At 58.3% G+C, this 21,468-nt stretch carries 17 protein-coding genes; 11 read left to right on the top strand and 6 right to left on the bottom strand.

Going from position 1 to position 21,468, the window contains the following annotated elements; translation table 11 throughout:
- Positions 1–3 precede the first annotated feature (3 nt).
- Positions 4–438 (bottom strand): tripartite tricarboxylate transporter TctB family protein, encoded by a 435-nt coding sequence (locus N2M06_RS02985; protein WP_346351542.1) that lies wholly within the window; start codon positions 436–438, stop codon positions 4–6.
- A 10-nt stretch (positions 439–448) separates the two neighbouring features.
- The gene (locus tag N2M06_RS02980) at positions 449–1,435 is read right to left on the bottom strand and encodes a tripartite tricarboxylate transporter substrate binding protein (protein ID WP_346351541.1); all 987 of its coding nucleotides are present in this window, start codon (positions 1,433–1,435) and stop codon (positions 449–451) included.
- 154 nt (positions 1,436–1,589) lie between these two features.
- Here N2M06_RS02980 and N2M06_RS02975 point away from each other — a divergent pair, with 154 nt between their 5' ends.
- The 3 genes from N2M06_RS02975 to N2M06_RS02965 are packed head-to-tail and all read left to right on the top strand — an operon-like array spanning position 1,590 to position 4,692.
- On the top strand, positions 1,590–2,267 hold the full coding sequence (locus N2M06_RS02975; protein ID WP_317075087.1) for a response regulator transcription factor: 678 nt from the start codon (positions 1,590–1,592) through the stop codon (positions 2,265–2,267).
- On the top strand, positions 2,264–3,664 hold the full coding sequence (locus tag N2M06_RS02970) for a sensor histidine kinase N-terminal domain-containing protein (RefSeq protein WP_346351540.1): 1,401 nt from the start codon (positions 2,264–2,266) through the stop codon (positions 3,662–3,664). Before N2M06_RS02975 ends, N2M06_RS02970 begins: the two co-directional genes overlap by 4 nt.
- Positions 3,661–4,692, top strand: coding sequence for an ABC transporter substrate-binding protein (locus N2M06_RS02965; protein WP_346351539.1), 1,032 nt, complete (start codon positions 3,661–3,663; stop codon positions 4,690–4,692). The genes N2M06_RS02970 and N2M06_RS02965 overlap by 4 nt, the downstream gene beginning before the upstream one ends.
- A 141-nt stretch (positions 4,693–4,833) precedes the next feature.
- Here the strand turns inward: N2M06_RS02965 and hldE are convergent, their stop codons facing one another.
- Entirely contained in the window at positions 4,834–6,258 is a 1,425-nt protein-coding gene (gene hldE / locus N2M06_RS02960) for a bifunctional D-glycero-beta-D-manno-heptose-7-phosphate kinase/D-glycero-beta-D-manno-heptose 1-phosphate adenylyltransferase HldE (RefSeq protein WP_019933087.1), read from the bottom strand.
- A 129-nt stretch (positions 6,259–6,387) separates the two neighbouring features.
- On the opposite strand from hldE, the gene lpxL reads away from it, so the two are divergent.
- Complete coding sequence (gene lpxL / locus N2M06_RS02955) at positions 6,388–7,314, top strand: LpxL/LpxP family Kdo(2)-lipid IV(A) lauroyl/palmitoleoyl acyltransferase (protein WP_346351538.1); 927 nt, start codon at positions 6,388–6,390, stop codon at positions 7,312–7,314.
- Positions 7,315–7,715: 401 nt separating this feature from the next.
- Here the strand turns inward: lpxL and glnE are convergent, their stop codons facing one another.
- A complete protein-coding gene (gene glnE, locus N2M06_RS02950; RefSeq protein WP_346351537.1) occupies positions 7,716–10,601 on the bottom strand; it encodes a bifunctional [glutamate--ammonia ligase]-adenylyl-L-tyrosine phosphorylase/[glutamate--ammonia-ligase] adenylyltransferase in 2,886 nt (961 codons plus the stop codon).
- 154 nt (positions 10,602–10,755) lie between these two features.
- Between glnE and N2M06_RS02945 the strand changes: the two genes are divergently transcribed.
- Genes N2M06_RS02945 through N2M06_RS02935 form a run of 3 tightly spaced genes read left to right on the top strand, consistent with a single transcriptional unit; the run spans position 10,756 to position 12,129 of the window.
- Entirely contained in the window at positions 10,756–11,169 is a 414-nt protein-coding gene (locus tag N2M06_RS02945; protein WP_346351536.1) for a YjfI family protein, read from the top strand.
- Between the two features lie 10 nt (positions 11,170–11,179).
- The gene (locus N2M06_RS02940; RefSeq protein WP_346351535.1) at positions 11,180–11,800 is read left to right on the top strand and encodes a hypothetical protein; all 621 of its coding nucleotides are present in this window, start codon (positions 11,180–11,182) and stop codon (positions 11,798–11,800) included.
- Entirely contained in the window at positions 11,797–12,129 is a 333-nt protein-coding gene (locus N2M06_RS02935) for a hypothetical protein (RefSeq protein WP_346351534.1), read from the top strand. The genes N2M06_RS02940 and N2M06_RS02935 overlap by 4 nt, the downstream gene beginning before the upstream one ends.
- 243 nt (positions 12,130–12,372) lie before the next feature.
- Here N2M06_RS02935 and N2M06_RS02930 read toward each other — a convergent pair whose 3' ends face one another.
- On the bottom strand, positions 12,373–13,884 hold the full coding sequence (locus N2M06_RS02930; RefSeq protein ID WP_019936099.1) for a CYTH domain-containing protein: 1,512 nt from the start codon (positions 13,882–13,884) through the stop codon (positions 12,373–12,375).
- A gap of 168 nt (positions 13,885–14,052) precedes the next feature.
- On the opposite strand from N2M06_RS02930, the gene N2M06_RS02925 reads away from it, so the two are divergent.
- From N2M06_RS02925 to N2M06_RS02915, 3 genes are all read left to right on the top strand, one after another.
- On the top strand, positions 14,053–14,733 hold the full coding sequence (locus N2M06_RS02925; protein ID WP_019936098.1) for a TIGR00153 family protein: 681 nt from the start codon (positions 14,053–14,055) through the stop codon (positions 14,731–14,733).
- Between the two features lie 21 nt (positions 14,734–14,754).
- Complete coding sequence (locus tag N2M06_RS02920; protein ID WP_346351533.1) at positions 14,755–16,020, top strand: inorganic phosphate transporter; 1,266 nt, start codon at positions 14,755–14,757, stop codon at positions 16,018–16,020.
- A 99-nt stretch (positions 16,021–16,119) separates the two neighbouring features.
- Entirely contained in the window at positions 16,120–16,734 is a 615-nt protein-coding gene (locus N2M06_RS02915; RefSeq protein ID WP_317074846.1) for a TIGR04211 family SH3 domain-containing protein, read from the top strand.
- Between the two features lie 206 nt (positions 16,735–16,940).
- On the opposite strand, the gene N2M06_RS02910 is transcribed toward N2M06_RS02915, so the two are convergent.
- Positions 16,941–18,023 (bottom strand): hypothetical protein, encoded by a 1,083-nt coding sequence (locus N2M06_RS02910; protein WP_346351532.1) that lies wholly within the window; start codon positions 18,021–18,023, stop codon positions 16,941–16,943.
- Positions 18,024–18,168: 145 nt separating this feature from the next.
- On the opposite strand from N2M06_RS02910, the gene putA reads away from it, so the two are divergent.
- Positions 18,169–21,336, top strand: a complete 3,168-nt coding sequence (gene putA, locus N2M06_RS02905; RefSeq protein WP_346351531.1) for a bifunctional proline dehydrogenase/L-glutamate gamma-semialdehyde dehydrogenase PutA — start codon at positions 18,169–18,171, stop codon at positions 21,334–21,336.
- Positions 21,337–21,468 lie beyond the last annotated feature (132 nt).

Genomic DNA, 21,468 nt, shown 5'->3' with positions numbered 1-21,468 from the left:
GGTTCAACCTCCAAAAATAGTGCCCACCGGCACATTCAGCTCCAGCAGCCAGCTCAACAGCAGGTGCCCCACGCCGCCCAGCGCCGCGGAGTACACCAGAGCCCGGCCCCAGTCCAGCCCGAACAGGCGGGCAAACAGGGTGCCGACCAGCCAGGTGGATAACACAAAGCCCAGCCATTCAAAACACCAGGCATAGGCCAGCAGGCACAGCACCACCACCACATGGCGGGCAAACAGGCTGCGGCCATAGGCCTCTTTCAGCCGATCAGGCCGAATGGCCAGCCACAGGGCGGTGGCGAACAGCAATACTGCAAGGATCAGCGGTATGGCCTTGGGACCCACGGGTTCATATTGAAAGGGCACATCCAGTTGCCAGGCGGCAGCCCCCAGGGCCACCGCCAGCACCATCAGCGCCAGCGAAAAACAGCGATCCGCCATAGCGCACCTCTTACTTGAGCAGTCCCATTTCACGGGACAGGGTCTGGAATTTCTCGACTTCGGCTTTTACGTAAGCTTCATACTCGTCGCCGGCCATGGACAGGGGGAACAGTCCCTGGTGGTTGCGCACCTCGACAAATTCCGCGGTCTGGTAGAGCTCGTTAAACTGCTGCACCCAGTAGTTATAGGCCTCGTCGGATACGTCCGGCGCCATGTAAAAGCCGCGCATGATCGGCCATTCCATGTCATAGCCCTGCTCGGTGGCGGTGGGAATATCCGCAAAATCACCGTCCAGCCGCTTCGGCGACAGTACCGCCAGCACCCGCACTATGCCCGCATCCAGCTGGCCTTTGATTTCAGACATATCTCCTGGATAAACCTGAATATGATTGCCCAGCACAGCTGCCATGGCGTCACCACCGCCTTCATAGGCCACGTAGCGCATGGAACGCGGATCCAACCCCAGACTGCGATAGAGAAAAGCCGCCTTCATCCAGTCCTGGCTACCCACGGTGCCACCGGCACCAAACACCAGCTTGTTGGGATTGGCTTTCAGATCCACCACCAGCTCTTCCAGGCTTTGCCAGGGCGCATCGTCTTTGACAATAATGGCACCATAGTCGGTACCGACTGCACCTACCCAGCGGGCGTCATCCACATCCAAATCCCGGCCAAATTTGTGCAGGGCCAGGTTCAGTGAAGAGCCGGAGCTGAACGCCACCACGGCGTTGTTGTCTTCCCGGCGGTTGCTGTTCATATGGGTATAGGCCACAGCACCCACGCCACCGGGCATAAAGGTCACCCGCATCGGCTCTTTCAACAGACCGGATTTATCCAGGCTGGTAGTAAGAATGCGGCAGGTGAGATCAAAGCCGCCACCTGGCTTGGCAGGAGCGATGCACTCGGGTTTATCGGGGGTAAATTCGGCGTTTGCGGTACCGGTCATCATCAGCAGGCCGGCGCCCAGCAGAGCCTTGGTGAGGGAATGCAGCTTCATAACGATTCTCCTTGTTTGGGGTTCCATGGCACAATTTCAGCCATTTGAAGCCAAACCCTTGTTTCACATAAAAGCATTAACAAGGGTTTTACAATTCCCTATGCTAACGGCGTAAGCTGTCACCAAGCTGTCATGAAGGAGCAAGGCTCAAAATATGCGCATTCTTGTGATCGAAGACACGCTCGTACTGGGCGAGGCCATTGCCGACCGACTGCAGAAGTTGGGGCATGGCACCGATCTTATTGGCAATGGTCGACAGGCCGCAGACTGGTTGCGTCACCAGCAGGTAGACCTGATTATTCTGGATCTCAACCTGCCTGGTCTGAATGGTGATACCCTGCTGGCGGAGCTGCGCCAGCGCAGGAACACCACGCCGGTACTGATCCTCACTGCCCGGAACGGCCTTGACGATCGCATCAAACTGCTTGATTTGGGTGCCGACGACTATCTGGCCAAGCCCTTTGACTTTGGTGAGCTGGAAGCACGGGTTCGGGCCCTGCTGCGTCGCCGACAGGGTTATGCCGCCGACGTAAGCGAGCACGGCAACCTGATGTTCAACCGCTCAGCCAAGACCGTTACCATCAATGGCGAACCCTGTTTACTGGTGAACCGGGAATTCCGGCTACTGGAGATTTTTCTTGGCGGACTGGAGCGGGTGATGAGCAAAGAAGAACTTACCGACAAACTGTTTAACGCCGATGAAACGCCCTCTGCCAATGCCATTGAGCTCTATGTAGCCAGACTGCGCAAAAAGCTGGTGGGCAGCTCGATACATATTCAGACCCTGCGCGGCCTGGGCTATGTGGCCCACGTGCAGCCAATACAACCATGAACGTCGCAGACAACCTGCGCCACCCGGCTCTGCGCCGTCGTCTGCTGGTCCTGAGTGGTGCCGTGTTGGCGATCCTGGCCCTGCTTACGCTGACGCTGATGCACAGCTATGCCCGGCAAACCGCCGATCGTAGCTACGATCTGATGCTGGGTAGCGCCGTGCTGCAGCTGGGCCAGTCAGTACGCCACACCAGCCGAGGCTTTACGGTCGATCTTCCGGTGGCGGCCTTTGCCACCCTGGCCCAGGCTCGGGACGACCGGGTGTTTTACCGCATCAGTGTCAACGGTGAAGTGCTGACCGGCTACGCAGATCTGCCCGCCCCACCACCCCGCTCGGCGTCGGCACAAGCGCTGACTCAGGCCAAGCCGGACTTTTTCAATGTCATTTATCAGGATAAGCCGTTGCGCGTGGCCCGACTGGTGCGGCTCAACACCGAGCGCCTGCCGCAGGATACAATCGTTATCGAGATGGCCCAAACCCGGCTTGCCCGAAACGCCATGGTCGAGGCCATGCTGCATCCGGCCCTGGAGCTGATGCTGGCGGTGCTGGCGGTGGCCTTGGGGCTGCTGTGGCTGGGCATTTATTACGCTTTTTCACCGTTTCGTCAGCTGGCCAGGGCGCTGGCACGGCGCTCCCCGAAGGATCTGACGCCGCTGGCTTTGCCGGTGCCCAAAGAAACCTTGCCTCTGCTCGATACCATCAATCACTTTATCGTCCGCCAGCAAGCCATGCTGGAGCGAATGGAGTCCTACACTTCCATCGCCGCCCACCAGTTGCGCACTCCCCTGGCCAGCTTGCGCGCCCTGTGTGAAAACGCACGGGACGAAGCCGATACCAGTCGACGGCAGCGAATACTGGGACAATTGGTAGAGCAATGCGACCAGCTGTCACTGACGGTGCGTCATCTGCTCAATCAGGCCATGCTGGATCATCGCTTTCACAGTCTTGAGCCAAAGCCTGTGGCCTTGAATGAACTGACCCGCAATGTGTGCCTGGAGCTGGCGGTTCAGGCCTTGCGCCAGGGCGTGGAGCTGGCCTTTGAGCCCTCTGAAAAAGAAATGCATATTCAAGGGGATGCCTTTGCCCTGACCCAGATGCTCAGCAACCTTATTGATAACGCCGTGGCTCACAGCCCACAACAGGGGCTGGTAGAGATCAGGGTAACGGGCAGTACCATTCGCATTTGCGATCAAGGGCCGGGCATTGCCGACGACGAAAAGGAAAAGGTGTTTGAACGCTTTTACAGGAGTATAACCAGCCGTCACTATGGCAGTGGTATGGGCATGGCTATCGCCCGGGATGTGGCCGAGCATCATCATGCTCACATTCTCCTTTCCGACAACCTGCCCCATGGCCTGGTGGTGGAGATTTGCTTTAAACCGAAGGAGCCACAATGAACTGGTGTTACGGGGTCCTGTCCCTGCTCTGCGCGCTAATGGCACAGGCCGAACAAACGGTACGGCTACCGGCACAACAACATCAGCAGCATGAACTGGTGATTTACAGCGCCACCGATTACCAGCACATGGCACCACTGCTGCACGCCTTTCAGCAACGCCAGCCTTATGTCGCCATTCGTTTTGAGGACTTTAACTCCCAGGCGTTGTATCAGCGATTTCTTGAAGAAGGCAAAACCTCTCCGGCAGATCTGCTGCTGAGCTCAGCCATGGATCTGCAACTGAAACTGGTCAATGACGGTCACGCCCGACTCTGGCACTCCGAACGTACCAAAGCGCTGCCCGACGGCACCCACTGGCGTCACGAGTTGTTTGCCGTGACCGTAGAGCCGGTGGTAATGGTGCTCAACCGCAAACTGCTGGGTGAACATGACCTCCCTCAAAGCCGCCAGGAGCTACTTGCCCTGCTACGCCAGGATCCTGATCGTTTCAGACAGCGCATTCGTACTTATGACATTACTCAAAGCGGCGTCGGTTACCTGCTGGCCACCCAGGACAGTCAGCAGGGCGAAAGCTACGGCCGTCTGCTGGAAGCCTTTGGCGGCCTGTCGGTACACCTGAGTGAAAGCAGCAACGACATGTTGGACGAACTCGCCAATGGCGATGCCATACTGGGTTATAACCTGCTGGGCTCCTATGTGGCCGCCGCCGTGGCAAAACATCCACAACTGGCGGTGGTGGCCCCCCGGGATTACAGCCTGATGCTGATGCGCCTGGCACTGATCCCCCGGCATGCTCAACACACAGAGCTGGCCGGCGAGCTGCTCGACTTTATGCTGTCTCCCAGCGGCCAGGCGGCACTGGCCGAGGGCGGCCTGCTGCCCCTGCTGACCCCAGACTACGGCCTGACCATCACTCCACAAGGCCCGGTCACTCCCATTCCACTGAGCCCGGCTCTGTTGCCGGCACTGGACCCCCTCGATAAGCAAGGCTTTGTCCGTTCGTGGATAAATTCCTTGGTACCCTGAACAAGAGGCATACCAAATGGATTCATCACTTGCTCAGACCGTCGTCCTGATAAACGTCTGTACTTCCCTGCAGAAAGATACCGGGTCAAGCCCGGTATGACAGTGTTTTAAACTGAGCGTTGTTGCCAGAAAATGACAGAGTCAGCGGGTACGAATGGCTTCGATAATGGCGGTGGTGGAGCAGCCGTCTTCAAAGTTAAGCACTTTCACTTCGCCACCGTTAGCGGTCACTTCAGCGTAACCGGCGATCTCTTCCGGCTTGTAATCACCACCCTTGACCAGAATATCCGGCAGCACGCCGGCAATCAGCCGCTGAGGCGTGTCTTCGGCAAAGGGCACCACCCAGTCTACCGCGCCCAGCGCTTCCAGCACCGCCATGCGGCGATCCACTGTGTTTACCGGCCGGCCTTCGCCCTTGAGCGCCCGTACCGACTCATCAGTGTTCACTGCCACTATCAGCCGATCACCCAGCTTGCGGGCATTGTTCAGGTAAGACACATGGCCAGCGTGGAGAATGTCAAAGCAGCCATTGGTCATGACGATTTTTTCGCCGCGGCGGCGGGCTGCTTCCACCACAAACTTGAGCTGCTGCTCACTGACCACGCCCATGCCAGACTCGGCCGCACCGTAAAGGGCGTTGGCCAGTTCAATGGCAGACACGGTAGAGGTACCCAGCTTGCCCACTACGATGCCGGCGGCCACATTGGCCAGAGCACAGGCTTCTTCCAGCTCCAGACCGGCAGCCAGGCTGGTGGCCAGAGTGGCGATGACGGTATCGCCGGCACCGGTCACGTCGAACACCTCATGAGAGCGGGCCGGCAAATGCAGCTCGTCACCCTCACGGCGAATTAAGGTCATGCCATGCTCGGAGCGGGTGACCAGCAGCGCCTGCAAGTCAAAGCGCTTCACCAGCTCCCGGCCGCGCTCCACCAGCTCCTGCTCGTCTTTTACCTTGCCCACCACGGCTTCAAACTCGCTCATATTGGGCGTGAGCAAAGTGGCACCGCGGTATTTTTCAAACTCGGTACCCTTGGGGTCAACCAGCACCGGCACCCCTGCCTCACGGGCTGCTCGGATCAGCTCCTGCACCCGTGCCAGAGCGCCCTTGGCATAATCCGACAACACCACCACACCGGCCTGGGCCAGCGCCGCAGCATGCTTTTCGGTAAGAGGAATGGCATCGTCGGCATCAAAACCGTTTTCAAAATCGAGCCGCAGCAGTTGCTGGTTACGGCTCATCACCCTGAGCTTGGTGATGGTGGGATGTACGGCATGGCGCACAAAGTCACACCGCACCCCCACCGCCTGCATGCGATCTTCCAGGGCATTGGCTGCTTCATCGTTGCCGGTCAGGCCCAGCAGCTGAGCACCGGCACCCAGCGCAGCGGCGTTCAGCGCCACGTTGGCGGCCCCCCCCGGACGTTCTTCATTGTGCTCTACCTTGACCACAGGCACCGGCGCCTCGGGAGAGATGCGTCCGGTGGGACCGGACCAGTAGCGGTCCAGCATCACATCCCCGACTACCAACACCCTGGCATGGTTAAATTCCGGCAGCTTGATCTTCATAGGTAAAGACTCTTTAAACAGGTGGAAAGCACAAATAATATCACAGCCAAACCGCCCTTGGGCGCGCGGGTGGTCATTAACGCCGGAGTTCTTTAAAATCCGCACATTCCTTTTTACTGGCGCTGTGACATGCAAACACACCGGCTTCCTTCTTTTCGTGCAGCCTTGCTGCATCCGCGCTTCTGGCCTGCCTGGCTGGGGCTGGGGGTGCTCTGGCTGCTGGTTACATTGCTGCCCTGGCGCGCTCAGATGGCACTGGGCAGAGCCTTGGGCCGGCTGGCCATGAAGCCGCTGAAGTCCCGGGTAAAGGTGGCCCGGCGCAATCTGGAGCTGGCGCTGCCGGAGCTGAGCGACGCTGAGCGGGAAACGCTGCTGAAGGCCAACTTTGAAAGCGTGGGCTGCGCCGTGTTTGAAACCGGCATGGCCTGGTTCTGGCCTCACTGGCGCATGCGTGCCATAACCATCATGGAGGGCACAGAACATGTGGATGCCGCCGTGGCCAAAGGCCAGGGCATGCTGCTGCTGTCGGCGCATTTTCTGACGCTGGAGCTGAACGCCCGCCAGTTCGGCCTTTATCGACCCGGTGTGGGCGTGTACCGGCCCAACACCAATCCGGTGCTGGAATATGCTCAGGTGCACGGCCGCTGCCGCTCCAATAAATATCTGGTGGACCGGCTCGATATCAAGGGCATGCTCAAGGCGCTGCGCGCCGGTGATGCGCTCTGGTATGCACCGGATCATGACTATGGCCGTCACGCCAGTGTGTTTGTGCCCTTTTTCGCCGTGGACAAGGCCGCCACCATTACCGGAACTGCCACCCTGGCGCGCGTAAAGAAAACCGTCACTCTGCCCTGCTTTACCCTGCGGGAAGAAAATGGCTACCGGCTGGTGATCCAGGCCCCGCTGGACAACTTTCCCGTCGGCGACGATGAAGCCGATGCCATCACCGGCAACAGGGTAATAGAAGCCGCCATTCGCCGCGCGCCGGAGCAGTACATGTGGCTGCACCGCCGGTTCAAGACCCAGCCGGAACGGGGCATGCCGTCACGGTACTGAGCTTAAGGGGGACTGGGGACTGGTAATCAGGTCTCGAGTTTTCGTTTGATGCTGCGCTGCAACCCGTTAAGCAAGCGAAATGTGTGGTCCAACTGCCGAAAGACATCATGAGTTTCCTGCAGCAAGCCAAGCATACACGCAATCTCCGTCTGAGTGTCGAGCTCATTCAGCGAGCCTCTGGCAATGCTCAGAAAATGAGCGTATTCACGGGTGCTCGCTCTGGCCACATCTTCGGCAATGTTCGAAGGCACTGAATGGCGGCTCTGCGCATCTGGGACGTGAGACCAAACAACTCGGCCCAAGGGAATGACGCCGAGACCTCATAAGTCAGCTTGACCGGCAGCATGGATTCACGCCAGACATCCAGTCGCTTGTGCGTCTTCATATTTCCCCTCCAGTCCCTATTCCCCAGTCCCTATTCCCCCGGCCTTAAGCCATTTACGCCAGCTTGCCAGTACCCATTGCCGCTCCTGGGTCAGTTCAGTATCGGGCACCAGGCCGGGCAAGTCCGACAGGCTGAGGCGGTGGCCCCGGTCGCGAATGGCGCAGTAGGCCCGGCGTAATTGCAGCGATTCCTGCTCATCCAGCAGCCCGGTTTCTACTGTCATTTCCAAAATGCGCATATTGTCGGACCAGCGGGTCAGCTCCTCGTGCTCGCTGCTGTGGGCCAGCACCAGAAACTGGGTCAGAAACTCAATATCCACCAGACCACCGGCAGACTGCTTGAGGTGAATTTCGCCGGCCTTGGCCCGGTTCAGGTGCTCGCGCATTTTCTCGCGCATGGTCACTACCTCCAGCGCCAGCTCGCCGGCGTCCCGCGGCCGGGTCAGAATATGAGTGCGAATACGGGCAAATTCCTCAAACAGGGCCGGTTCACCCACTATCATGCGGCTGCGCACCAGCGCCTGGTGCTCCCAGGTCCAGGCATCTTTTTCAAGATACTGACCGTAGCCATCCAGGGGCGTCACCATCAGGCCGGCATTGCCGCTGGGGCGCAGCCGCATATCCAGCTCATAGAGCACGCCACTGGCGGTGCGGGTGCTGAACAGGTGAATAATGCGCTGGGCCAGTCGCAGATAGAACTGGCGGCTGTCCAGGGGCTTGTCGCCGTTGGTCTGGCCGGTCAGGCCGCTTTGATGCACAAACACCAGATCCAGATCCGAGCTGTAGGCCAGCTCAATGCCGCCCAGCTTGCCGTAGGCCACCACACCAAAGCCCTTGTCGCCGGTGTCGGCCAGCTGGGTCGGCACGCCATGGCGGGCACTGATCTGATGCCAGGCCTGATTGACCACCTCTTCCACTATGGCTTCCGCCAGCCAGGTGAGATGATCGCTGACTTTCATTAATGGCAGGGCACCGGCCACATCGGCGGCAGCAATGCGCAACAACTGCACCTGTTTGAACTGGCGCAGCGCCTCCATTTGCTGCTCCACGTCTTCTTCCGGCACCCGCAGCAGAAACTGGCGCAGTTCATCCTTGTAGGTTTCCGGCGGAATCGGGTTATACAGCACCTGAGGCACCAGCAGCTCGTCCAGCAGAATGGGAAAACGCGCCAGCTGCTCGGCCACCAGCGAGCTGGCTTCACACAAACGAATAAGCTGAGTCAGGGCCCCGGCGTTTTCCACCAGCAGCTGCAGATAGGCGGTGCGGGTGGCAATTTGCAGCAGCAGCTTCTGCAGCCGGGCAAACAGGGTGCCCGGTGTGTCCGACTGACTCACCCGCTCCAGCAGCACCGGCATCAGTTTCTCCAGCGCCTGCCGGCCTTGCGGCCCCATGGCCCGGCGCGGGCATTCTTCCTTGAAGGTGTTAAGGGCATGGGCCAGCCGTGCCGCCTTGTCATCGACCATGCCCTGCTCTGCCAGCAGGCCAGCCAGCTCGCTTTCATCCTCCCAGTCAGTCTGCCAGATATCGGACCAGATCTGGGCTACATCCTCGTCTTCTGCTTCGGTGCTGTCACCAATCAGCAGCTCAAACTGGCGGTGCACCCGGTCCATGGCGCTGTGCAATGTAGTAAGAAAGTCGCTCCAGCTGTCGTGTCCCGTCAGCCAGGCCAGCCGCGTCTGATCCAGTTCGTCTTGCGGCAGGGTCTGGGTTTGCTGATCGGCAAAGGCCTGCAGGTAGTTTTCTACCTTGCGCAAAAAGCGGTAACTGGCGTGCAGCTCACCGGCCACCTCGGGAGTAATGGCACCGGCGTCGCTGGCGGCCTGCAGTGCCTCGGGCAGATGACGCACCTGCAGTGCCGGCTCCCGGCCGCCGCGGATCAGCTGAAATACCTGAGCAATAAACTCCACTTCACGAATGCCGCCGGCCCCCAGTTTAATGTTGTCTTTCAGGCCCTTGCGACGCACTTCGGCGGCAATCATGGCTTTCATCTGGCGCAGGGAATCGATCACCCCAAAGTCGATATAACGACGATAGACAAAGGGCTTGAGCATGGCGCGCAGCTCGGCGGTGTATTCGCCTTCATCGTTAAGAATGCGCGCCTTGACCATGGCGTAGCGCTCCCAGGTGCGGCCATGGTGCTGATAGTAGTCTTCCATGGCGGTAAAGCTCACCGCCAGCGGCCCCGACTCGCCAAACGGCCGCAGGCGCATGTCCACTCGGTATACCTGGCCGTCTATGGTGGTCTGGTTGAGGGCATTGACCAGCTTTTGCCCGAGGCGAATAAAAAACTGCTGATTGGCCAGCTCCCGCCGTCCACCTTTGGTCACGCCGTTATGAGGAAAGGTAAAAATCAAATCGATATCGGAAGAAAAGTTAAGCTCACCGCCGCCCAGCTTGCCCATGCCGAGAATGAGCATGGGCACGGCGTTGCCCTCGGCATCAGTGGGAGTGCCCAGCTCGGCACACTGACGGCGGTAGAGCCAGCGGTAGCTTTCCACAATCAGCGCATTGGCCAGCGCCGAAATATGCACAAAGCTTTCTTCCACCTCGGCTCCCAGCAGCATTTCCCGCCAGGCAATCAGCAGCAGCTCCCGTCGCCGGTACTGGCGCAGCAACCGCATCATGACCGCCTCATCATGCACGTCATTCAGCATGGCTGTCAGCTCGGGCTGATACCGCCCGGACCTGTCAGCATTAAACAAGTCCCGCTCATCACTCAGCGTCAGTGCAAGCTCAGGCTGACGGCACAGGCTGTCGGCGGCAAAGTCACTGCAGGCAAACAACTGCTTCAGCTGAGTGACCCGCCCGGCACTGAGTTGCGGCAACACGCCGGCGGCACGTTCTGCAAATAAAGACCAGTGTTTTTCGGCCTGAGCGGCCATGGAAGCGGGCAATGCGGACATCGGCAATTCCTTTTATGCGGCAGTAAGCCCCAGATTATCACCCTTACCGGCCATGCACAGCGTTAACCCGGCATTTTATGCGGTTGTCATGACGCTTGCGCAGCCGGGGCAGGCTGAATTAGTCTGTAACTGACTTATTATGTCAGGATACTTCATGGAACTATCAGTAATCGGCCGTCACCTGGAACAATTGGGTGAGGCCTCAACCACCGGCTTTACCTTTCAGTGCTATCCCATTCCCGGCGAAGTGGAAGTGCTGAGAGTCACGGTAGACGGGCGAGAGGAGCTGCCCCTGTTTATTTCCGTGTCGGACGATCAGATCTTGTGCATCAGCTATCTGTGGGATGAAAGTCAGGTCAATCCGGCCCGCCGTCAGGCCATGCTGGAAGCCATGCTTGACATGAATATTCCCATGCCGCTGTCGGCCTTTGCCCGGCTCAATGACTGGTATGTGGTATTTGGTGCCCTGTCGCTGAATTCTTCTCTGGCCGACATAGAGCATGAGCTGGCGGTACTGAGCGACAACTGTCTGGAAGTGATCGAAGACATGGCGGAATTTTTGTTGTGAGGGCGCAATCATGAGCGTATTGGGTCAGGTGCTGCGCAGCCTGCAGAATGAGCAGGACGGCAGCCTCAATCCGGAGCAGGTGTGCCTGCAACTGATGCAGGACTGCCGCCATGCCGAGCAGCATATGCAGGGACTGGAACGTCAGTACCGGCAACTAAAAGATGAACAAGCAAGGTTGCAGCAGCAAGCCGGCAGCCTGCTTCAGCGTCATCGTCAGCTGGAGCAGCAGGTGCTGGCAGCACTGGATACCGATGAACAGCAGGCCCTGAGCCTGGCACACTTGCTGGCAACACTGGAAAGTGAGCAGACCGGTCATGCCACCCGTCTGGGTCATATCAGCAAACGGCTGACCTGGTATCGCCGCCGCTGGCAGGAAGCCGAGCGTCATTATCACGACTTGTGCCGGCAACTGGCCATGGCCAGAGCCAGTCGCTGCGTACGCCAGACCATGGCTGCCATTCGTGAACACCCGGACGTCACTCTGATCAATGCCAAGCAGGCACTGGCCGATATTCGCGCCCGGGAGCAGCAGCAGGACGCCGACGAGCCCGCTGCGCCGCCGGCCCCTGCCAGCACCAGTGCCGACCAGGTACTGGCACGGCTGCAGCAACAACGGAAGCAGCGCTCATGAGTCAACGCAAGCTGCCCGACAAGTGGCAGAGTTCGGTGCGCGCCGCACGGGCGGTGCAGGTGGCGTTTGATATGGATGAAAAACTGCAATACCGCATTCGCCGGGAAGCACTGGACAATGGCCTGAGTCCGTCGGATCAGATTCGGCATATTCTGAATCTGCCCACCTCAGCCCGCCCCAAGCGCCCCCGGTTAACGGTGTCGCTGAGTCCGGACGACTACGCTCGTCTGGCGGTGCGTTATGGTCTGGAACCGGAGCAACAGCTGGAAATTAAACACAGAGTGATGGACGAACTGCTGGAATACAGCAAAAGCAAACCCCGCCTGTAGGCCCGAATTTATTCGGGCAACTTGCTTTCAGCTGACACCACAACGCGAAGCATCAGTGCGGTTGCACTCCGCCGACACGCTTCAAGTACCTCCCTGTAACGCTCGAAAATGCCATCCTTGGCATTTAATGGTCGGCTACGACAATCCCCACTGCTGCTTCGGGCAATATCGGCGTGGACTGTACCTGCTCTGAATGTTTTTCTTCCAGCTTCTAGCTTCCAGCTTCCCGCTCCCCAAAGGGGGTCAACGCCAATAAGGTGTGAGTTCCAGCGCCTGACGGCGGGACTGCTCCAGTGCTTCCAGCAGAAATCCTCGCTTGCGGTCCAGCCACTGTTTCAGCTCGTCCGCCTCTGCCGGCTCCAGCTGCTCCACCAGTTCCGGCAGCGGCGAGAGCATATCGAGGTCTTCAATGCCCCGCAAAATATCCAGCCAGGGCATACGAAAGCCCAGCCGCTCCGGCTCTGAAAACAGCTGACTGAAACACAGCCCTATCATCAGATTGCGGCGCAGCTTACCTTTTTGCTGAATATATTGCTCAGCAGTCAGCTGCTCCGCCCCCAGGGCACTGTGGCGCAGTGTCTGCCAGCTGTCTTCCAGCAGCGGCCCGGCCAGCCCGGATACCGGGGCCATCAGGTTGGCCTGCTGTTCACGGCTGAGGCCAGCGCGCCAGTCCTGGCGATAAAGCCAGTGAGTCAGTCCCAGCACCAGGCGCGCATAGCGGGGGCTGTACAGCAGCTCCCGCAGTCGCTGCTCATCCGGCAGGCTTTGCTGCTGCTCTGTCAGCAACCGCAACAGATTTTTACGGCCGTCAAGGCGACGCAGATAATAGCCCTTGTCGGCGGTGAGATGAGCCAGCATCTGGGCCCGGTCGAGCCAGGCCAGCTGCTGCTGCAGCCACAAGAGATCATCTATCCAGCCACTGTTCACTCTCAGCGAGACCCGCTCGCCGAACATCAGCAGAATCTGGTGTACCAGGGCAGCGCCTTCCCGCAGCTGCACCAGCCAGTCAATACCGGGACGGGCCATCCAGCCCTCTTCATGGTGCTGCCAGTGGCTCAGTGCCTGATGCAACAGCGCCACCATGGCCTGCTCACAGGGCTCGTCAGGAGCTAATGGTGTGGGTTCCAGCGCACGCAGCTCGGGCATGGGACTCAAACCCGCCAGCTGATAGCCGCGCTGAGCCTTGGATACCGCCCCCAGCCGCAGTCCGCCCCCCTGCACCAGCTGCTCCGCCAGCTCAAACAACACAGAGGCATCACCGCGCACCAGCTCCAGCTCCAGTTCAAAAATAGGCTCGCGCCGCTCGCCGGCCTGTACTTCCCCTTCATCCAGCGCCAGCTCAATTTCAGTGCCATTAAGCTCTATCAGCCAGCGCTGCCGTACAAAGTCGGTACAAAACAGCGGCTGCAGTGCCTGCTGCAGGGCTTGCGGATCAGCCCCCTCAGGCCAGATGGACGCAGGAAACAACGACAGATCGGGGTTGTGCACATTCAGCGCTACGTTATATTCCGGTCGCTGATGCAGGCCGCCTACCTGACTGCCCGCCAGCTTGACCGTTTGTTCCATTTCACCGTTCTGGCTGCGAATGCGCAGACCAGCCCCGATTCGGCGCAAATCGAGCCCGGCAGTGTCGTAGTAGGTATTGGCCAGGTGGCGATGGTCATGCTGCAGAATTTGGCAGGCAGGCAGCAGCCCGGTCAGGCCGCCATTAAGTTCGCGTGAGACAAGAAACTTGATCTCGATTTCTGTATCCATAAGGAGAGTCCGGAAAAAGCAACCTTCTGTTTTAATTGTGAAAGCAAAAGCTCCCATCAGGGTAGCACGGGGGTTTTTGAAAAATGCTGTTTTCTTGCCTGTGGAGTTACGTTACCATTCGCGCCACATTAACGTATCGAGTGTTTTTTCACCGACACAGGGTTGGCTATGCCAGTTAATACTATTTTGGGACTCTTTGCCAAGTCTCCTATCAAGCCGCTGCAAAAGCATGTTGTGAAAGTTCACGAGGCTGCGCAGCAATTGGTTCCCTTCTTCGACGCCATGTGGGAGCAGGACTGGGAAAACGCCGAACGCATTCAGCGCCGCATTTCGCAGCTGGAACGGGAAGCCGACGCCCTCAAACGCGAAATTCGCCTCAAACTCCCCCGCGGCCTGTTTATGCCGGTGGAACGCACCGATATGCTGGAGCTGCTCACCCAACAGGACAAGATAGCCAACAAGGCGAAAGATATCTCCGGCCGCATTGTAGGCCGTCAGATGGCGATCCCTGTTGAGCTCAAGTCCGATTTTATGGATTACCTCCATCGTTGCATTGATGCCACCGCTCAGGCGGCCAAGGCCATTGACGAACTCGACGAATTGCTGGAAACCGGCTTTAAGGGCCGGGAAATGGATCTGGTTACCGACATGATCCATCAGCTTGACCTCATCGAGGACGATACCGATGTGATGCAGGCCAAGCTGCGCCGCCAGCTGCAGGCCATTGAAGATAAATATAATCCCATCGACGTTATGTTCCTTTACAAGATCCTTGAGTGGGTCGGCGACCTGGCAGATCAGGCCGAGCGGGTTGGTTCCCGTCTTGAGCTGATGCTGTCCCGTTCCTGAGCGAAACAACAAGGTAAATAAATGGATATCATTGCTAACTATGGCACCACGCTGATCCTGGTGGCGGCCGCGTTCGGCTTTTTTATGGCCTGGGGTATTGGTGCCAATGATGTGGCTAACGCCATGGGTACCTCTGTGGGCACGCGCTCACTGACCATCAAGCAGGCGATTATTATCGCCATGATCTTTGAATTCGCCGGTGCCTATCTGGCCGGCGGCGAAGTCACCTCCACCATTCGCAGCGGCATTATCGACTCTGCGGCGTTTAACGACACACCGGATTTGCTGGTATTCGGCATGATTGCCTCACTGCTGGCGGCCGGAACCTGGCTGCTGCTGGCTTCCTACTTTGGCTGGCCGGTTTCTACCACTCACTCCATTATTGGTGCCATTGTAGGCTTTGCCCTGGTTTCCATCGGCTCGGATGCGGTGCACTGGGGCAAGCTGAGCGGCGTGGTCGGCTCCTGGATTGTGACACCGGCGCTGTCGGGCCTGCTGGCTTACTTCACCTTTATCAGTGTGCAGAAGCTGATTTTCAATGCCGACAGTCCGCTGGCTGCCGCCAAAAAATATGTGCCGGCCTATATCTTCCTCACCGTCATGGTGATCTGTCTGGTGACCCTGAAAAAAGGCCTCAAGCACGTGGGCCTGGAGCTGTCCGATGTGCAGAGCTGGGGATTATCAGTGGTGGTTTCACTGATCAGCGCCGTATTGTGTGGCATTTACATCAAGGGCCGCAACTACAACCCCAACGATGACAAAGACATGCACTACTCCAACGTGGAGAAAGTGTTTGGCATTCTGATGGTGGTCACCGCCTGTGCCATGGCTTTTGCTCACGGCTCCAACGATGTGGCCAACGCCATCGGCCCGCTGGCAGCAGTGGTCAGTGTGGTACAAAGCGCCGGCCAGATTGGCGCCAGCTCCTCCATTGCCTGGTGGATACTGCCGCTGGGTGGCATTGGCATCGTGATTGGTCTGGCCTCGCTTGGTCATAAGGTGATGGCGACCGTCGGCACCGGCATTACTCATCTTACTCCCAGCCGGGGCTTTGCCGCCCAGCTGGCCACCGCTGCGACAGTGGTGATCGCATCGGGCACCGGCCTGCCCATTTCCACTACCCAGACCCTGGTGGGTGCGGTAATGGGGGTTGGCCTGGCTCGTGGGATTGCCGCGCTTAACCTGAACGTACTGAGAAATATCGTGGTTTCCTGGGTAGTCACCCTGCCCGCCGGTGCCATTCTGGCTATTGTATTCTTCTATATCATTCAGTGGATGTTTACCTGACAGCACTGAAACACAAGGGGCCTTGCGCCCCTTGTTCTTGTTCTTACCTTTTTGCGCTATTACCATGGCAGCATTATCAAGCGCCCCAAGGATTATCCGGTGAAAGCAAAACTCCTGCTGCTGTTATGCAGCCTGTTTTGGGTGAGCCAGGCCAATGCCGCCACCCGTTATGTTTCCGATGACGTGTATGCATTTCTGCATGCGGGCCCCAGCAACAAATACCGCATTCTCGGCTCCATTAATGCCGGCGAGAAAATCGAATTTCTGGACCGCGACGCCAACACCAAATATGTGCAGATAAAAGATGCTGAAGGCCGCACCGGCTGGATGGACGGCCGTTTTCTGCAAACCGAAGAGAGCTTTCGCTCCCGCCTGCCGGTGCTGGAAGCAGAGCTGAAGGAAACTCAGCAGCAACTGGCTACGGTGGACGAACGCCATGCTCAGGATGTGGCCGACAAGGTGAACCTGATTGAGCGCCAGCAACAGGAGCTGACCACCCTGAAAGCCGAGCTGAGCGAGATCAGCAGCAGCCATGAACAACTGACCACTGAAAATGCCCGCCTGACCAGCCTGATGGATGATAAAGAGCACCAGATGCGCCTGGACTGGCTGGTGCACGGCGGCATCGTAGCCGGCATTGGTGCTCTGGTGGGCTTTATTCTGCCCATGATTCCGCTGCGCCGGCGCAAACGCCAGGACAGATGGATGAACTGATAATCCGGGGATTAGGGATTAGGAAGTCTGCAGGTGCATCACTGTGCCTGCAGACTTTTTTGTTTTTGAAGGTTGGATAACCATATACGGCTCCGTGGCCGCGAATCGCTCAAGGCCTACAGGCATCGTCATTCCGGGCCTGACCCGGAATCCATGTAACATGTGATCCCGTAGCCCCGTGTAAAACGGGGCCTACAAAATAGCGGTCAGTCCTGATGCAAAGCAAAGTGCCGGTTGGGCTTGCGATAGACGATACCGTCCTGCTGCAGCCAGTGAAAAATGTCTTCCACCTCTTCTCTGGACTTGTTCAGCAATGCCGATACAGCACCTTTGGCACAGCGCAGCTCACCGGCTTTTAACCGTTCTACCAGCTCATGATAATAATCGGGCCTTGCTGCGGGCTCGGCAGGCAGGCTGATATTGACCGGCTCAGGCTGAGACGGCACCGGGGCATTCCCGCCCTGCTGGCGGAAACTGCGACGAAAGCGAATTTCTTCACCCAGCAGCGAGACAAAAAAGGCAGCAAAAAAGTCCAGCAGCATGGATAGCGCCGCCACTATACCAAACTGCACCCGGCTGAACGGCCAGCCCAGGCCATCCGCCAGGCTGGTCATCAGCCCCATCAGTGAGTCCTGACTATTCGCCGCTGCCTGGTCCCGTTCCCGGCGCAGCTCATCCTGCTGCTCCATCAGCGCCTGATTACGCTTGAGCATGCGAGTCATGCCGGTGGCAATGCGATCCATTTCAATATAGGCCTGGGCCGCCTGCTCATTGATCTGAATTTCCCGGTCCAGGGCAGCAATTTTGTCGTCATAGCTTTGCACCAGTGCCGCCTGGGCTTCATCGGCCTGCAGCAGCGTATTGGTAGCAGCATTAATGCCCCCCACACTGCCGGCAATGGATAACGCAGCCAGAATGCCATAAAAGCAAAACGCCTTGCCTGCACCCAGCCTGTCTTTGCGGTTCAAGCGCTCACCCATCTCATACCAGATGTAGAATTTGCCCACCTCAAACACCACCGCCAGGCTGCCGAACATCACCTTCATCAACAGGCCCTGATCCAGTGACAGAAATAACAGCAGAGAAAACACCATGGACGCAGCGATGGATGCGCCGGTAATAAGATAAATAACAAACAGGGCAAAATGCCCTTTGGGAAAGCGTTGATACTGCACAGCTGAATACCACAAACAGAATGAGCGGGCATTATAGAGACCAGCAGCGCTCAGGCAAGGGCTGAGCAGGTCCGGCCCCTGGGCTATATTCTTCTTCAGGTGTACCATCGCCATTTCGTATACAAAAATAAGAGTTAAATCACCTTAATCACTGAAGTGTGACGTAAAACTCGATGATCACCTCAAATATCGTATACATTATCTCTGTTCGGCGACCTGCCTGCAGGTCTTTTCCATTGCAACTTCAGGACTCCTTGCCATGTTTACTGTCGCCAATGTGTTTGCCTCCGATTACTCCCCTTCCGATTTGGCTGCGCTGCGCCAGGACATTACTCGCAACTATGCCGTTGATGAGAGTGCCTGGCTGGCCCGGCTGCTCGAGCAGATACCCGCGGCCGGACCGGAAATGGCACAGCTGACCGAACAAGCGCGCCGGCTGGTGACGCAGGTGCGCAAAGAAAGTGACGGCGGTGACGGCATAGACGCCTTTTTACAGCAATACAGCCTGGATACGCAGGAAGGCATCATTCTTATGTGCCTGGCCGAAGCCCTGCTGCGCATTCCCGACAGTCATACCGCCGACGAGCTGATTAAAGACAAACTCTCCGGAGCCGACTGGGCCAAACACTTTCGCCAGAGCGACTCCACTCTGGTGAACGCCTCCACCTGGGGGCTGATGCTGACCGGACGCATCGTACGCATGGACAAAAAGCTCGACGGCAATCCCGCCAATGTGCTGAGCCGCATGATCAACCGGCTGGGTGAGCCGGTGGTGCGCTCAGCCATGTACGGTGCCATGAAAATCATGGGCAAGCAGTTTGTGCTGGGTCGCACCATCAGTGAAGCGCTCAAGGCCAGCCGCAAGTCCCGGGAGCAGGGTTACACTCACTCCTACGACATGCTCGGCGAGGCCGCCATGACCGCCGCCGATGCCGAGAAATACCGGGCCGACTACGCCAGTGCCATTGCTGCCGTGGGTGCCGAAAAGCTCAATAATCCGGACGTACCCCGGCCGTCTATTTCCATCAAGCTGTCTGCGCTGCATCCGCGCTATGAAGAAGCCAGCCGGGAGCGAGTGCTGACCGAGCTGTATGCTACTGTGCTGGGGCTGCTGGAAACTGCCCGCAAACATGATGTATTTATCACCATTGACGCAGAAGAAATGGACCGGCTGGAGCTCTCCCTCGACTTGTTTGAGCAGCTTTACCGCAGCCATGTAAACAAAGGCTGGGGCGGCCTGGGGCTGGTGGTGCAGGCCTATTCCAAGCGTGCCCTGCCGGTGCTGTGCTGGCTCACCGCCCTGGCTAAAGAGCAGGGCGATGAAATTCCGCTACGGCTGGTAAAAGGCGCTTACTGGGACAGCGAAATCAAGCACAGCCAGCAGGCCGGACTGGACGGCTATCCGGTGTACACCCGCAAGGCGGGCACGGACGTGGCTTATCTGGTGTGCGCCCGCTATCTGCTGAGTGACGCAACTGACGGAGCCATTTATCCGCAGTTTGCCACCCACAATGCCCACACTGTCGTAGCCATACTCAATATGGCCGGCGAGCGGCGCTTTGAATTTCAGCGGCTGCACGGCATGGGTGAAGAGCTGTACGATGCCGTGCTGGCAGAAAACCCCGACAGGTGCTGCCGTATTTATGCTCCGGTAGGTGCTCATAAGGATCTGCTGCCCTATCTGGTGCGCCGGCTGCTGGAAAACGGGGCCAACACTTCCTTTGTGCATAAGCTGGTCGATCCGGATACCCCTGTTGATCATCTGATCACTCATCCGGTAACCAGCCTGCGTGCCTGCCAGAGTCTGGCCAATGACAACATTCCTCTGCCCCGCCATATTTTTGCCGATCGCAACAACTCCGCCGGCATCAACCTCAATATCGCCGCCAGCCGTGAACCTTTGTTTGAACGCCTGAGCGAACTGGCTGGCAAGCAGTGGCAGGCCGCGCCTTTGGTGGCCGGAAAGCCAGTGACCGGCGAAAAGCGTCCGGTATTCAGCCCGCAGAATACCGGACGGCAGGTGGGTGAGGTGGTGTTTGCTGACAAGGCTACTGTGAAGCAGGCTGTCGCCCATGCCGAAAAGGCGTTTAAAGGCTGGCGCGACACCCCGGTAGACAGCCGCGTGCAAGCACTGGAAAAGCTGGCGGACCTGCTTGAAAGCCACAGCGCCGAGTTTATTTCCCTGTGTACCAGAGAGGCGGGCAAGCTGCTGCAGGACGGCATAGACGAGGTGCGTGAGGCGGTAGACTTCTGCCGCTATTACGCCAATGAAGGCCGCAAACTCACCGGCGAGCCTACCAAACTGCCCGGTTACACCGGCGAGCTTAACCTGCTGCAGGCCCAGGGGCGCGGTCCTTTTGTGTGCATCAGCCCCTGGAACTTTCCCCTGGCGATTTTTCTCGGTCAGGTCAGTGCTGCCCTGGTAACCGGCAATACGGTGTTGGCCAAGCCTGCCGAGCAAACCAGCCTGATCGCTCATCTGGCGGTTACCCTGGCCCACCAGGCCGGCATTCCCAAAGACGTATTACAGCTGCTGCCCGGCGACGGAGCCTTGGTGGGTGCCGCGCTGACGGAAGATCCGCGCATTGCCGGGGTCTGCTTTACCGGCTCCACCGATACCGCTAGGCGCATTAACCAGACCCTGGCCAGCCGCGAAGGGGCCATAGTGCCGCTGATTGCCGAAACCGGCGGCCAAAATGCCATGATAGTGGACTCCACCGCCCTGCCCGAGCAGGTGGTGCGGGACGTGCTGCGCGCCGCCTTTCAGAGCGCCGGTCAGCGCTGCTCGGCACTGCGGGTGCTCTACCTTCAGGAAGATGTCGCCGAACGCGTACTGGACATTCTGAAAGGGGCCATGCAGGAACTGAGCGTGGCGGATCCGGCGCTCTGGTCCACCGATGTGGGTCCGGTGATCGACGCCGATGCCCAGAAAGGGCTGCAGGCTCACCTGGATGCCATGAAAGCCGCCGGCCACAAGATAATTGCCGAAGCGCCCATAAATAATGTCTGCGCCAGCGGCTTTTATATTCGCCCCACCGCCATTGAAATTGGCAGCATCAGTGAGCTGAGCAAGGAGCAGTTTGGCCCCATACTGCATGTAGTGCGCTTTAAAGCCAAAGATATCGACCGCATTATCGATGACATCAACGCCACCGGCTATGGCCTGACTCTGGGCGTGCACAGCCGCAACGAGTCGTTCGCCGCCCATGTGGCCAAGCGCATTGAAGCGGGTAACGTTTACATTAACCGGGATCAGATTGGTGCCATGGTAGGCGTGCAGCCCTTTGGCGGACGCGGCCTTTCTGGCACCGGCCCCAAAGCCGGTGGCCCCCACTACCTGACCCGCTTTATTACCGAAAAAACCATCACCAACAACACCACCGCCATTGGCGGCAATGCCACTTTGTTGTCGTTGGGTGAAGGCTGACCGTGATAATGCCCAAGAATTACAAAAATAACTGAATACACAGGAGAAAGTTAAGGTTATTGGCACTATCCTATGTAGTCTGTACAAACTGCAACTGCCGCTTCTCGTTTTGACGGGCGGCGGTTGTAATGA

Origin of the sequence: Oceanimonas sp. AH20CE76, assembly GCF_039654065.1 — a bacterium.
GTDB classification, from domain to species: Bacteria; Pseudomonadota; Gammaproteobacteria; order Enterobacterales; family Aeromonadaceae; genus Oceanimonas; species Oceanimonas smirnovii.
Note: the sequence above shows the minus strand (reverse complement) of the source record. Positions and strands in the feature narration are given on the sequence as shown.